The following is a 12,672-nucleotide window of genomic DNA, read 5'->3' as shown; positions in this document are numbered from 1 at the left end:
CCGAAGCTAAATCTGTAAGCGTAGCCCCTGCTCCGGCCCCCACCGTAGCGCCCACCGCCGCCCGCGACCTAACCGATGTGATGACCGACGAGCTGAAGCTGCGCCCCGATCAGCAGCAGAAAGTACGGGCCATTCTGACCAGCACGGCCGAGCAAGCCAACAATGCACAGAAGCAGTACGCCAGCAACCGACCGGCCCTCATGGCGGAGCTCAAGCGCATCAATACTGCCTCCAATCAACAGATGCAACAGGTACTCACGCCTACGCAGTACCAACAGCTCAAAACCAAGCAGCGCCAGATGCAGGCCGAAATGCAAAGTCGCAAATCCAGCCAGTAAGTTTTGCTCTGGCAGCCTTCGCGCCTCAACTAACGCGGCTGTACACGCACCAACTGCTTGAGAAAATTGCTTTCAAGCTTCCCCTAAGCTACCGCACCTTCGCCTTTGTTAGGAGCCGCGCAAATAAGCCGGGAGCTAGCCGCTTCAGCAGTACTCCCATCGTTTCGCGGCCACCGATGTAGACTTCGTTTCTGCCTTTTGCTACGGCGCGCAACGCGTGCCGGGCAAACACGGTGGCAGCCATGCCCCGGTTGGTAGCCTCATCCATGGTTCCGAGGGGAGCACCGTCGCCGGTGAGGGCGTTGACGGATATAGAAGTGCGAATGAAGCCGGGGCAGATGATGGTGACCTCCAGGCCCGTATCCGTCAGTTCCGCCCGCAACGAATCGAAAAAGCCGTGGAGTGCGTGCTTAGAAGCCGCGTAAGCAGAGCGGTACGGCGTGCCAAACTTGCCTACCAAGCTGCTTACCACTACCAATCGTCCGCTACCCTGCCGAACAAGATGCGGCAGCACGGCTTTGGTTAGCGCAACCGTTCCGAAGTAATTCACTTCCATCAACTGTCGGTCTACGGCCAAGGTGGTTTCCGCGGCCAGGGAGCGTTGGCTAAGGCCTGCGTTATTGACCAGCATATCCAAGCGGCCGTAATGGGTTAGCACCACTTCTACGGCGGCCGGAAGGCTAGCGGCATCAGTTAAATCAACGGGAACGACCAACGCTTGGGCGGGTGCACAAGCGGCTTGTACCCGCCTGAGGGCAGGTACATTGCGCGCTGATAAAACCAATTGTGCTCCTTGCCGAGCAAACTCCAGGGCCAGCGCCTCGCCAATACCCGTGGAAGCCCCCGTAATCCAAACCACCTGATCCGTGAACGTCATACTTGTTGCAAAGAAGTTGGGAAGGGAAAAACCAAGGATAGAGGTTGCTGATAAGCAGACTAAGGGGCGGTTAGTCTGCGCGGTGGGTGTCTTGGGAAGCGCTACCATAGGCTAAGAGCAACCACTTTCTTTTCTCTGGCCAAGACTTTCGGAAGAAAGCGGGGCTAAATCTTTTGGCCGCCCTGTATTCTGCAAACGACTTATCCCGCAATTCTCGCTGCGCCTGTGCGCTTTCAAAGCCAAAGAGTTGCGCAATCTGATTGTCTCTTTCCGGGGAACTTGGCAACCTGCTGAGGCTATCCTGAATAGCTCTGTTCCGTGCCCGTTGCTGAGACGTAAGTCCCTTTAGGTTACGGTCCATAATATTGCTATAGGCCCTACTCAGGATCAAGTAGTTCCGCACGTGGTTTCCCTTGTCTTCCACCTTCAGAACCTTGTATTGCCGATTCTTTTTGATGGATTTGGCGGGCGTCGCAGCTTGGTCGCAGGCCGCCATAAGCAGCACGCCAAGTAGGCAGCTAGCCGCCAACGAAGCGTGCCACATAGTATTGACGAAGGTGAAACTGGTACGTACAGCGCGGGGGCGGGAAGCTTGTTTCATGAGCCTAGACACCTGTAAGTGAGACAACAGTAAGTCTTTACGTAGCCAGTGCGTGCTAGGCGAAACGTGGGCCCGTTTTTCGAATGCCGACGGCAACAAGACAAGAGAGGGAAGATCTTACCTGCAAGATTCAACCTAGCGCCCCAAGTAAAGCAGCCTCCGCAACAGAGCCCGCAAGCATTTCCGCCGTAACATTCTGCGGGCCTGGGCCGTTCGCACAGCTCTTCAGCTTACCTCAATTCTTTGCCTGTGCGCCGCCAATCTGCCCTGCTCCATTTCAATCCTAAGCTCAGCCTGAACGCCGACGGCAAACACGTCCGCGACGGCCTCTCCACGGTGTTGCGCACCGGCGACAACATCTGGGTGAGCTGCGACGAACGAACCAGCATCGAGCGGCTGCGCCAAGTCGGGCCAAACGAATTCAGCGCGCATTGTCGCTACGAGCTAAGCGAGTTGCTTGATTTGGGAGAAGACGCGGAAGAGGAAATCGACATCGAAGGCCTGGCCGAAGCCGACCACTACCTCTGGGTGATTGGCTCGCACAGCCGCAAGCGCAAGCAGCCCAAACCCGAGGACGAGAACATGGCCAAGCAAATTGCTAGGCTGGCCGAGGTGAAGGAAGAGCCGAGCCGCTACTTGTTGGCTCGTATCCCTCTGCTGCTAAATCCTACCACCGGCGACTACGAACTATTCCGCGAGGCCCCGCACCCCACTGAGGCCGGCAAAACGCTGTGCGCGGCCCAGCTGCACGGTTCCGACGCCACCAACGAGTTGCTGGAAGTACTCGCTGAAGACCCGCACCTGAAACCGTTCATGCAGATTCCGGGCAAGGACAACGGCTTCGACATCGAAGGGCTAGCGGTAGCTCCCGACGGCCGACTGTTTGTGGGGTTGCGTGGCCCGGTGCTGCGCGGCTGGGCAGTGGTGCTGGAACTGCTGCCCCGCGAAGACAAACACGGCCGCCTGCGCCTGAGTGAACTACCGGGTGCCACCGAGAAATTTTACAAGAAGCACTTTTTGGCCTTGGGCGGCATGGGGCTGCGCGAACTGCGCCAGCGCGGTTCCGACCTGCTCTTGCTAGCCGGCCCCACCATGGACCTCGACGGCACCATTGCCGTGTACTGCTGGCCCAACGCCCTCCGGTGCGAGCAAGACAGCCTGGTCGGCTCCGACAAGTTGCAGCGTCTCTTCGATGTGCCCCACGGCTCCGGCCCCACGGCTGGCCAAGACAAAGCCGAAGGCATGGCCTTGCTCGACGACAAGCACGTGCTTGTCGTGTTCGACAGCCCGACCGACGACCGCAAACCTGCCGCCCACCAAGTGGTAGCTGATGTGTATCCGATTTAAGACAGGCTTCTCGGTCTAGAACCTACTTTGGTAGCAACGGTTTGCCAGGTTTGGCTTCCGCCAAAAGCTTAGATGGCAAGTTGTAGCCGCGGCCCGCTTCTTTTCCTGCTTGGAATCCCCTCTCACCTATGTCAACTCCGCTGATGCCCCTGTTGCGCACCCCCGAAACCACGCATCGTATTCATTTCCAGGACTGCGACATGCTGGGCCACCTCAACAACGCCCGCTACCTCGATTATTTCCTGAATGCGCGCGAAGAACACACCACGCAGCACTATGCACTCAACCTGGGCGCGCTTACACGGGAGCTAGGCACCAGCTGGGTAATCACCAAGCACCACATCAGCTACCTGCGTCCTGCCAACCACGGCGAAAGGGTGCTGGTGCGCAGCCAACTCATTCACTACGACAACTCCAACCTGGTAGTGGAAATGCAGATGCTAAGCGAAGATGGGCAGCGCCTGAAGGCGCTGCTGTGGTCGGAAATGGCCTTTGTGTCGGTGAAATCAGGCACCCGCACCGAACACCCCGATGCCATGATGGACATGCTGGACGAACTAGACGTGCCCGATATAGAATATGACCCCGACGGCTTCGATGACCGGGTGAAGCGGGTGCGCAAACAGCTCAAGCAGCTTCGTCAGGAGTAGCGAGCTGAGAGGAGTGCATAACTCGGGCGGAAAGCAACTTCAAGTAAACCCACTACGGAAGCTAGGCGTAAGAAAAACCGGCGCGGATACCTTGCTGCCTCGTTTTTCTTAACATTCGTATAGTATGAGCATCTTCAGCAGTGACAAACTCAAAGGCAAGAAAATAGCCATTGTAGCCACCGACGGTTTCGAGCAAGTAGAGCTTACCGAACCCAAAAGCTACCTGGAAGGTGAAGGCGCCGAAGTAGACGTTATTTCCCTGAAAAGCGGCTCCATTAAAGGCTGGGACAAGACCGATTGGGGCGACAAAGTAGATGTCGACAAAGTAATTGGCGAGGCGCGGGTAGCCGACTACGATGCCCTGGTGCTGCCCGGCGGCCAAATCAACCCCGACAAGCTGCGTGTCGAGCAAAGCGTAGTTGATTTTGTGGGAGAGTTTATGCGCTCGGGCAAAGTAGTAGCTGCCATCTGCCACGGCCCCTGGACCCTCATCGAAACCGGCTTAGTCCACGGCAAACGAATGACCAGCTTCCCCAGCATCAAAACCGACCTCAAAAACGCCGGTGCTCGGTGGGAAGACTCGGAAGTGGTGGTCGATAAAGGCCTCATTACCAGCCGTAACCCCGACGATATTCCCGCCTTCAACAAAAAGATAGTGGAGGAGATATTGGAAGGCGCCCACGCTCCCCGCAGCTAGTCGAGCTTACTGCCTCCTGTTTACAGCAAGACCCTGCCTCGCCCGGCAGGGTCTTTCTTTTTTACGGCAACAACTCCAGCAGTTGTGCGGCCTGTTGGTGATACACAAAATAGAAACTCAAGTCGAACAGCAGCAAGAAGGTGCCTTGAAGCCACAGGGAGCGGCCAAAGCCGAGCAGTCTTTCGGGAAGCTTGGGATGGGTAGCAGCCCGTGCCCGGAGCCAACTGCCAACGCAAACGTACGCTACATCCAGACCAGCATTGAAAAGCAGAATCTTCTCGAAATTGAACTGTGCAGTCAGGTTATCCGCCAAGCTGAGCTCTGCCACCTGGTTGGGGTGTGCCTGTAACATTCCATATACCGCCAGTGCCACGTTCACGAAGTTCCAACCCAGGTTCATCTGATGGAAGTAGAGTGCTTCGGTGCGTACTCCAGAGCGGTTCACGGAGTAGCCACTTATCAGTAAGTTGAGCAGGGCCCATGTTCCTAATACAGCCATGCCGCGCTCTGCCAGCAACTCGCGGCCTTGGCTGATAGCAGGCAATAAATCAAGGGAAAGCAGTAGCATAAGGTCTTGGCGTATAACACACGAAAAGGGAAGCCAAAGCGGCTTCCCTTTTCGTGTGTTAAAGAAGGCTACCTGGAAGCTTAGTTGGTAAATCCAACGCCCACGTACACCTGAAAAGCTCCATTTTTTACATTGCTAAGTGCCTGTCTGCCAAAGGCGCTAGGGTTATCGTATATTTTGGCTAGTCCCAGATCATAGCGGGCACCTACGCGGGCCGGGCCAACCCGGGCTTCGAGGCCGCCTACCACGCCATAGTCCAGGCTGTGAAAGCCGGCGGCATTAATGCTTTTCTCCTCGCCCTGGTCTTTTACCCGTACCAGCAAGGAAGCTTGAGGCCCCACATGGATGCTTACGTTGTCGAGGAAGTTATATACCAACAGTACTGGCACCTGAATGTAGTCGAGGCGAGTTTCGCGCACTGGGTTGGTTGCCGTGCCACCCAAATTGCTTTCCCGGTCATCGAAGCCTTTGCGGCTGAAAAGTATTTCTGGCTGAACGGAAAATTTGTCGTTGAAACCAAATTGGGCGTACACGCCGGCGTGGTAGGTCTTTAGGTTCGATAAACTATTGTAGTTTTCGGTGTCACTGCCGTGCAGGTCAATAAAGTTAAGGCCGCCTTTGATGCCGAAGCCGTTATTGCGCGAGTCACTGGTGGAAGGTGCATAATCGGTGGACGACCGCACACCATCAACGCTTTGCTGCGCCATGGCTGCAAAGCTGAAGCTCCAGATAAAGAGAACAAAGAATAGTTTTTTCATGGGTGGCATAAGTTGAATGATGAAGTAGGGGCCAAGCCCATTGGGATAAAGGATATGGGCCCAACCAAGGGCCTATACTTGGGGCGCTACGGAAGGTTGCGCAACGCCTATATGCATGACGTAAAAGTTTTCGTATGGGAGCTAGCATCTTTAAGAACAGTTACTATCTTTGGCTCTTTACGGCCGCCGCCAGCCGATTTGCGGGGCGTTAGCTCAGTTGGTTCAGAGCACTACCTCGACAAGGTAGGGGTCACTGGTTCGAGCCCAGTACGCCCCACGCAAATCGCACCGAATCCGAAATAACCGTCTGGAAAGGCGGTTATTATCGTTTTAGAGCTTTTGACAAGCAAATGCATGGGCAGCAGATAACCTACTGTAGGTGGCAGGTGAAGCAGGCGCTTAGGGCGAACTGTCCAACACGTTGCACCTATCATCTCTTTACTGGTTGTCTATAACCTGCCTTCTTCCACTTATGCTTTCTATTGCTTGGGCACCGCTCTACGCTCATCCGTTGCCTGACAACCACCGCTTTCCTATGCTGAAGTATGAGTTGCTTCCCGAGCAGCTCGTGCGCGAGGGTACCGTATCGGAAAGCGCCTTTTTCGCCCCTTCCGCCCCGCCCGCCGCCGACGTCCTGCGCACCCACGCCGAAGAATACTACCAGCGGCTGCGCACCGGCAACCTAACCCGCCACGAAGAAAGAGCTACCGGCTTTCCCTGGAGTCTGCAACTATTTGAGCGCGAGGTAGCTATTCTTGGTGGCACCCTCGAATGCGCCCGCCGGGCTTTACGCAGTGGTATTGCCCTCAACATTGCGGGCGGCACGCACCATGCTTTCCGCAACCGCGGCGAAGGGTTCTGCCTACTCAATGACCAAGCCGCTGCTGCCGATTACCTGTTGGCACACCCGGCGCTAGGCGTGCGCAAAGTACTTATCGTTGACCTCGATGTGCACCAGGGCAACGGCACGGCCGCCATCTTCCAGCACGAGCCGCGGGTGTTTACCTTCTCGATGCACGGTGCCCGCAACTACCCCCACCGCAAAGAGCACTCCGACCTCGACCTACCTCTGCCCGACAACACCGACGATGCCGTTTACCTTGCCCTGCTACATACTACGTTGCCGCGCCTGCTCGACGAAGTACAGCCCGATTTCGTATTCTACCTCAGTGGCGTCGATGTACTGGCCACCGACAAGCTAGGCCACCTGGCCCTGACCCGGGAAGGGTGCCGCCAGCGCGACCAATTTGTGCTCGGTCTCTGTCACCGCCACGCTTTGCCCGTAGTTGTGTGCATGGGCGGCGGCTATTCACCCCGCATCGCCGACATCATCGAGGCGCACGCCAACACGTTCCGGGTAGCCGCCGACTTATGGAGCTAAAAAGTGAAGAAGTGAGTTTGCTGGTCTAGCCGTGTAATGGGCGCAAGCCCAACCGCGAATCTGCAATTTCACCGCTTACCACATCACCACTTGCCAGCGGAAGGCCCAGCGCCAACGCAATGTATAGCGCTTGACGTCAGCTTTTTGCAGCAAAAGCTGCCAGTCCTGCCGGCTGAAAGAACGCGCTACTGACAGCGGCGCATCATGCTGCACTAGGTGCGAGCCGCCAAACAGGCGAGTTATCCACTTGATGCTGTAGTAGGCCAGCGGATGCCGGTGCAAGTCGTTGATGATAACGCCGGTAGTGGCCTGAACTCGGCACTGCGCCAATAGCTGCGTCAGGGCTTCGTTGGGGAAATGGTGGCAGAACAGACTGCATGTGATGATGTCGAACGACTGTTGCTGGAAGGCAGGCGAGAAGATGTCGTATTGTTGAAAGCTGATTTCGGGAAACGCGCACGCTTTGCCAGCAGCATATTCAAGCATAAAAGCGTTGGCATCAATACCAATTAACTCAACGGGAACTTGGTGCCGACGGGCCCAACGGGCTACGTGCCGCAGGGTGTCGCCGCCGCCGCTGCCGAGGTCGGCGAGGCGTAGCGGCCGGCCCGTCGGGAACTGCGGACGCAGGCGCGCCAGTGCGTTCAGCACTGGCGAATAGCCACCTAGCCACGTGTTAATGGTTTCCAACTCGTCTAGGTTCTGGCGCAGCGCGTCCGTCGCCAACGAGTGGTCGTCCATCAATTCTTCTTCCATGGCACGGCGCGTAAAATCTGGCATTTTCAAATCGTTCAGTTACGCACCGTACCCCTTTTTGCGGCCTCTGTAGCCCGAAGCGCCAACTATTCTGCTGTTGCTCGAAGCAACGACTACCTGCCTGCGGCTTCAAGGTACAAGCAAACGAAGAACAGTGAATTCCTTACACCACTCGCAAGAGCATGGCTTCCAGCGTCAGGCCTGGCCCAAAGGCAAAGCTGAGGATAGGTGCCCCAGCATCGGCGGCAGTGAAGCTGTTCAGCAATTCGCGCAGCACAAACAGCACCGTCGCCGACGACATGTTGCCGTACTCCCGCAGTATGTGGTAAGCGGGAGCATTGTCGGCACGGGTTAGGTTGAGCTCTTTCTCGATGGTTTCGAGAATACGCCGCCCGCCCGGGTGGATAGCAAAGTGCCGGATATCGGTGAGCTTGACCGGCAGATGGCGCAGTAAGTCGTCGGTGAGCCGCCGGATGCCGCGCTGAATTAGTTTGGGTACGTACGAGGACAGCGTCATTTCGAAGCCAAAGTCGTTGACATGCCACGCCATATCGGCGTGCCCATCGGGTTCTAAACCGCAATGGAAAGCTTCCAGGGCTAAGTGCGGCCTCGTACCCGAAGGGCGGCCCAGCACCAGTGCCGCCGCAGCGCCATCTCCAAACAAGGCATTGGAAACCAAATGGTCTTCTTCGTGGTGCTTCTGAAAATGCAGGGTGCATAGCTCGGTGCACACCACCAGCACCCGCGCCTCGGCATCGGCGCGGCAAATGGCGTCGGCGAGTTTGAGGGCGTTGAAAGCCGCGTAGCAGCCCATAAAATTCACGCAGGTACGCTGCACATTTGGGCGCAGCCCCAGCCGGTTTACTAACTCGATATCCAGTCCGGGTGCGTACATGCCCGTGCAACTCACCGAAATCAGATGGGTGAGGGAAGCAGCTGTAATCTCCGGCGCACTTTGCAGGCAGCTTTCGGCTGCCGCTGCTGCTAGAGGCAGTGCCTCGCGTCGGTAGGCTTGCATTCGGGCACCTACCGTAGGAAACGGCTCCAGGTCTGGGCTATTGGGAAAGAAAGTGAAGTCGCCGTTTTCGCGCCCGTAGTCGGGTAAGGTGGTGTAGCGATGCCCAATGCCCGAAACTCTGTACAAAGCTCGCAGCTTGCGAGTGGCGGCTTCGTCGAATTGCAAGGCCCGCGCCATAAATTCGCCGATTACAGCTTGTGGCAGACGGTGGGTGGGGTTGGCCGTGCCAATGGCACTAAGGTAGCTGGTCATTAAGTGCAGTATACGGAAATACTTGGGCGAGAGACGGAGGAAGTGGGGGCAGCATCCTGGCCAGGCAGCACAACGAGTGCCACGAAGCAGCAAGCCCTCGACATTAACAGGAATAGCAAGAGCTTGTCTACTACCAAAACTCAACTTAGGCTGCGAAAGGAACTGCCGCTTACTTGCCTGAGTCGCACTTCACTTCATTAGAACTCCTGACCGTGCGTGCGGCGCATCAAAGCGCTAACGCCCCCAGGCCAGTAACGCAGGCCGCCTACCACAGCTTCACTGAGCAGCGGCTTGCCGAACAGGCCTTGTACCAGCCGCCCCACTCGCAGCCGTTGCCCAAACTGAGTTTGCCAGTCGCGCCGGTAGCGGGTTTCGAGGGTAGCGCGGGTGGTGCGCCCTTGCAAAAAGTCGTGAAGGTGGGCGCTGGCAAGTTGAGCGCCGTGCAGGGCCATGGCCATGCCATTGCCACAGAGCGGCGTAATCAAGCCGGCGGCATCACCGCACAGGAGTACATGGTCTTCCACGCTGCTTTTAGGAGCGAAGGAAATTTCGTTGATTACCTCGGGCTGCGGGTACAGAAATTCGGCATCGGTAAGTATGGTCCGCAACAACGGGTTAACTGCCAGCACGTTTTGTTCCAGCGCCGCAATAGTGCCTTGCTGCTTCAGGTTTTGGCGGGTGGTGAGGTAGCAAAAGCAGTAGCGCCCGTCTTCCACCGCCGAAATACCCGCGTAGCCATCGGCGAAGTTGTGTAGCGCAATCAGGTCCGGTGCATAATCGAGGCGCAAGTGGTGCTTCACGCCGAGGTAGGGCGAACGTAACTGGAAAAAGGACCGCTGCCGGTCGAGGGTACTACGCTTGCCATAGGCGCCCAGTACAGCACGCGCAACTAGAGTGCGCCCGTCGGCCAAGGTAGTGGTGTGAGAATCGGTGGTTGGGTTATAAGCTACCGCCACCACGGTGGCCCGCTGAAGCACCGTAACGCCGCGCGCTTCGGCCAGTTGAAATAAATAGTGGTCGAGAGCGAAGCGGCTAATACCGAAACCGCCAAGATCCAGCGGCGCCGACAACGTGCGGCCAGCCGGCGAGGAAAGTAGAAAGCGTGTGATGCGGGCCGGCCGGAGCGGAGCAGGGTCGGCTTGGAGACGGCGCAGATAAGGCAGTACCTCGTTGGACACATACTCGCCGCACACCCGATGAAAAGGATACTGCTTTTTTTCGACCACTGTCACTTGGTGGCCGCGGGCCCTTAGGTCGAGCGCTGCCGTAAGTCCCCCCAACCCTCCCCCAATAACAAGAACGTCCAACTTATTTTATCCAGAAAAGAAGTGAATAATAACTCAAAAAACGAGGATTAGTAGCGAAAGTATTATATTTTAGATGCTCGATTAAGATTCGCCCGGTATCTTTGCAAACCAAATCAGATAGACAACGTTTTATGTTACTATCTGAGCGCGCTGAATTTTCTGCTCTAATTCCCCTTATGATGAGACGCTTACGCTACTTTCTTTTAACGCTACTGCTGGCCTTTGGCCCCTTAAGCGTCAGCTTGCCTTCCGCTTTCGCCAAGCCCGGCGTTGTAGGTACCCGGCCTGCCGGCAAGCCCTCCGAAGAACGAAACTTATTGGTGTATCCTAACCCGAGCACTGGTATTGTCCATATTGCTATCAATGGCTTTGAGGGCCGCAAGCTTGAGCTGCGCGTGCTAAACGTAATTGGCTCGGTTATTTACCGCGAAGCCATCACCGAACTCAATGACAGATTCACTAAAACGCTCGACCTCAGCAAGTTCGCTAGCGGGTTGTATTATGTACGGCTCGAAGGTGACAATTCAAGCCAGATGCGCAAGCTAGTAATCCGCTAGGGTATAAATAGTAAGTCGACCTCAGCAAGCAACAAAAAGCCCCGTCTGTATTCAGGCGGGGCTTTTTGTTGCTTGCTCGTTTCAAGCAAGCACAAGCGACAAAAAATTAGCGGCCGTTGTTAGCGCGCACAGGTACAGGCTTCAATGAAGCTTTCAACTGATCGAAAGTGTTCAGGGCAAGTAAGGCAGTAGCAAGAGCAATGCCTAAAAAGATCAATAAGGACATACAAGTGGAGTTAAGAGACAAAAGAAACACAACAACCAACTCAATCTGCTAAACCGCACAGTACTGTTGTTGGTAACTGTAAAGCTAACCAGAAACACAGACAACTAGTTGCAGTATAATTATGTGATTTTTATAAGTTGTAGACCACCGCTTTGGCATCGGACCCGACCCCGCCCATCAATGCCGAGCCGCGGCTGTTCAGCCAAGGCAGACCTAAGAAGGCCACTCCTGGCGCCTCCGTAAGACCTCGATTGTGGCGCGGAACACCAGCAGCATCGAAGATTGGTAGCTTAATCCAGTCGTAGGCGGGGCGGAAACCGGTGGCCCATACCACGGCGTTTAGGGGCGGCGTGGGGTGGCGCCGGGCCAGCAAACCGCCCTCGGGCGTAGCACCCGTGGCCCGTCCAACAAACTGAACATTAGCATAGCCTCGAAGCCGCTGCAAGTCGCCACTTACTACCGGCTCGGGGCTATGCATCATGCGGCGGCCCAGAAAATTAGAGCGCGACAAACGCAGCAAACCTGTGCTCTTTAGCAGGGCCCACATCAACTGGTTGTTGGGCAAGGCGCTAGTTTTGTCATCGAAAGCCACGAAAACTGGGCGGCCCGTATTGGCTAAGTCGGCGGCTATTTGCAAGGCCGAATTACCGCTACCAACTACCGCTACAGGCCCTGTGCCCACAACTTGGGCAGAGCGTTGGTAGTGGCTGCTGTGTAACTGTTGCACAGGTGCTGGCAAGCTGGCTGCAAATACGGGCACTTTGGGCTCCGTGTAGGCCCCGGTGCTTATAATTACGTGCTGCGCATGGTAAATGGCTCCGGCTACTGTTTCAACTACATAGCCTGGACCGCTAGCAGGCACCAAGCTACTTACTCGCTGCCTCAGATGAACCGGAAATTGGAAATGCGCGGCGTAGTTGCGCAGGTAAGCCGCTGCCTCGTCCTTAGAAGGGTAGCGCAGCTTCGAGCCAGACCAGGGAAGACCCGGCAACCCGCTCGCCCAAGCTGGTGAAAAGAGACGTAGCGCATCGAAACGGGTGGCCCACACTTCTCCCACAGCAGCGCGCTCATCCAGCACCATAAACTCCACGCCACGCTCTTGTAAATAATACGCCGCTGCCAGGCCCGCTTGCCCTGCCCCAATAACGAGCGTATGAACTTTCGTAATTTCCATGCCTCGCTATTGAAGTAACCAGCGAAAATATCACAGCCGTGTACTAAGCACAACGCTAGAACTCTTCGCAGTATGCAGTTCTAGCCAACTGGGCTATACTTTGTAAGGAGTAGGTTGGTCTGTTGCTTCTTCGGTTTTTAACTGGTAATCTTTTCCGTAAGTGCC

13 protein-coding genes and 1 tRNA gene are annotated in these 12,672 nt (G+C 56.1%); 7 read left to right on the top strand and 7 right to left on the bottom strand.

All coding sequences use genetic code 11. The features are described from left to right. On the top strand, nt 1-338 hold a 338-nt coding region (locus tag ACFE7X_RS21005), incomplete at its 5' end, for a hypothetical protein (RefSeq protein ID WP_375437651.1). 88 nt (nt 339-426) lie between these two features. Here the strand turns inward: ACFE7X_RS21005 and ACFE7X_RS21000 are convergent. Then, nucleotides 427-1,215 (bottom strand): SDR family oxidoreductase, encoded by a 789-nt coding sequence (locus tag ACFE7X_RS21000; RefSeq protein WP_375437650.1) that lies wholly within the window; start codon nt 1,213-1,215, stop codon nt 427-429. Between the two features lie 850 nt (nt 1,216-2,065). Here ACFE7X_RS21000 and ACFE7X_RS20995 point away from each other — a divergent pair. From ACFE7X_RS20995 to ACFE7X_RS20985, 3 genes are all read left to right on the top strand, one after another. Next, nucleotides 2,066-3,163: a DUF3616 domain-containing protein gene (locus tag ACFE7X_RS20995; protein WP_375437649.1), complete on the top strand. Its 1,098-nt coding sequence runs from the start codon at nt 2,066-2,068 to the stop codon at nt 3,161-3,163. A gap of 128 nt (nt 3,164-3,291) precedes the next feature. Continuing rightward, the gene (locus ACFE7X_RS20990; RefSeq protein WP_375437648.1) at nt 3,292-3,813 is read left to right on the top strand and encodes an acyl-CoA thioesterase; all 522 of its coding nucleotides are present in this window, start codon (nt 3,292-3,294) and stop codon (nt 3,811-3,813) included. 124 nt (nt 3,814-3,937) lie between these two features. Further along, nucleotides 3,938-4,510, top strand: coding sequence for a type 1 glutamine amidotransferase domain-containing protein (locus ACFE7X_RS20985; RefSeq protein WP_375437647.1), 573 nt, complete (start codon nt 3,938-3,940; stop codon nt 4,508-4,510). A gap of 61 nt (nt 4,511-4,571) precedes the next feature. Here the strand turns inward: ACFE7X_RS20985 and ACFE7X_RS20980 are convergent, their stop codons facing one another. Together ACFE7X_RS20980 and ACFE7X_RS20975 are read right to left on the bottom strand one after the other, a co-directional pair. Next, a complete protein-coding gene (locus ACFE7X_RS20980; RefSeq protein ID WP_375437646.1) occupies nt 4,572-5,078 on the bottom strand; it encodes a DUF6992 family protein in 507 nt (168 codons plus the stop codon). 80 nt (nt 5,079-5,158) lie between these two features. Continuing rightward, complete coding sequence (locus tag ACFE7X_RS20975; protein WP_375437645.1) at nt 5,159-5,836, bottom strand: porin family protein; 678 nt, start codon at nt 5,834-5,836, stop codon at nt 5,159-5,161. Nucleotides 5,837-6,038: 202 nt separating this feature from the next. On the opposite strand from ACFE7X_RS20975, the gene ACFE7X_RS20970 reads away from it, so the two are divergent. Both ACFE7X_RS20970 and ACFE7X_RS20965 read left to right on the top strand, forming a co-directional pair. Next, nucleotides 6,039-6,113: transfer RNA gene (locus tag ACFE7X_RS20970), tRNA-Val, on the top strand. A gap of 195 nt (nt 6,114-6,308) precedes the next feature. Then, complete coding sequence (locus ACFE7X_RS20965; protein ID WP_375437644.1) at nt 6,309-7,217, top strand: histone deacetylase; 909 nt, start codon at nt 6,309-6,311, stop codon at nt 7,215-7,217. A 75-nt stretch (nt 7,218-7,292) separates the two neighbouring features. On the opposite strand, the gene ACFE7X_RS20960 is transcribed toward ACFE7X_RS20965, so the two are convergent. The 3 genes from ACFE7X_RS20960 to ACFE7X_RS20950 form a co-directional block, all read right to left on the bottom strand. Beyond that, nucleotides 7,293-7,997, bottom strand: a complete 705-nt coding sequence (locus ACFE7X_RS20960; RefSeq protein ID WP_375437643.1) for a methyltransferase domain-containing protein — start codon at nt 7,995-7,997, stop codon at nt 7,293-7,295. Between the two features lie 139 nt (nt 7,998-8,136). Then, nucleotides 8,137-9,243, bottom strand: a complete 1,107-nt coding sequence (locus ACFE7X_RS20955; protein WP_375437642.1) for a type III polyketide synthase — start codon at nt 9,241-9,243, stop codon at nt 8,137-8,139. 197 nt (nt 9,244-9,440) lie between these two features. Next, nucleotides 9,441-10,550, bottom strand: a complete 1,110-nt coding sequence (locus ACFE7X_RS20950; protein ID WP_375437641.1) for an NAD(P)/FAD-dependent oxidoreductase — start codon at nt 10,548-10,550, stop codon at nt 9,441-9,443. 176 nt (nt 10,551-10,726) lie between these two features. Between ACFE7X_RS20950 and ACFE7X_RS20945 the strand changes: the two genes are divergently transcribed. Further along, complete coding sequence (locus ACFE7X_RS20945) at nt 10,727-11,107, top strand: T9SS type A sorting domain-containing protein (protein WP_375437640.1); 381 nt, start codon at nt 10,727-10,729, stop codon at nt 11,105-11,107. A 356-nt stretch (nt 11,108-11,463) separates the two neighbouring features. On the opposite strand, the gene ACFE7X_RS20940 is transcribed toward ACFE7X_RS20945, so the two are convergent. Further along, complete coding sequence (locus tag ACFE7X_RS20940; protein WP_375437639.1) at nt 11,464-12,507, bottom strand: flavin-containing monooxygenase; 1,044 nt, start codon at nt 12,505-12,507, stop codon at nt 11,464-11,466. Nucleotides 12,508-12,672 lie beyond the last annotated feature (165 nt).

Source organism: uncultured Hymenobacter sp. (genome assembly GCF_964242765.1).
Classification (GTDB): Bacteria; Bacteroidota; Bacteroidia; order Cytophagales; family Hymenobacteraceae; genus Hymenobacter.
The sequence above is the reverse complement of the archived record's forward strand: the minus strand, read 5'-3'. Positions and strand labels throughout refer to the sequence as shown.

What these genes read in the sequence shown, in the direction of transcription:
- ACFE7X_RS21000 (WP_375437650.1), bottom strand. Translation starts at nt 1,215, where the DNA reads ATGACGTTCACGGATCAGGTGGTTTGGATTACGGGGGCTTCCACGGGT.
- ACFE7X_RS20990 (WP_375437648.1), top strand. Translation starts at nt 3,292, where the DNA reads ATGTCAACTCCGCTGATGCCCCTGTTGCGCACCCCCGAAACCACGCAT.
- ACFE7X_RS20985 (WP_375437647.1), top strand. Translation starts at nt 3,938, where the DNA reads ATGAGCATCTTCAGCAGTGACAAACTCAAAGGCAAGAAAATAGCCATT.
- ACFE7X_RS20980 (WP_375437646.1), bottom strand. Translation starts at nt 5,078, where the DNA reads ATGCTACTGCTTTCCCTTGATTTATTGCCTGCTATCAGCCAAGGCCGC.
- ACFE7X_RS20975 (WP_375437645.1), bottom strand. Translation starts at nt 5,836, where the DNA reads ATGAAAAAACTATTCTTTGTTCTCTTTATCTGGAGCTTCAGCTTTGCA.
- ACFE7X_RS20965 (WP_375437644.1), top strand. Translation starts at nt 6,309, where the DNA reads ATGCTTTCTATTGCTTGGGCACCGCTCTACGCTCATCCGTTGCCTGAC.
- ACFE7X_RS20960 (WP_375437643.1), bottom strand. Translation starts at nt 7,997, where the DNA reads ATGCCAGATTTTACGCGCCGTGCCATGGAAGAAGAATTGATGGACGAC.
- ACFE7X_RS20955 (WP_375437642.1), bottom strand. Translation starts at nt 9,243, where the DNA reads ATGACCAGCTACCTTAGTGCCATTGGCACGGCCAACCCCACCCACCGT.
- ACFE7X_RS20945 (WP_375437640.1), top strand. Translation starts at nt 10,727, where the DNA reads ATGATGAGACGCTTACGCTACTTTCTTTTAACGCTACTGCTGGCCTTT.
- ACFE7X_RS20940 (WP_375437639.1), bottom strand. Translation starts at nt 12,507, where the DNA reads ATGGAAATTACGAAAGTTCATACGCTCGTTATTGGGGCAGGGCAAGCG.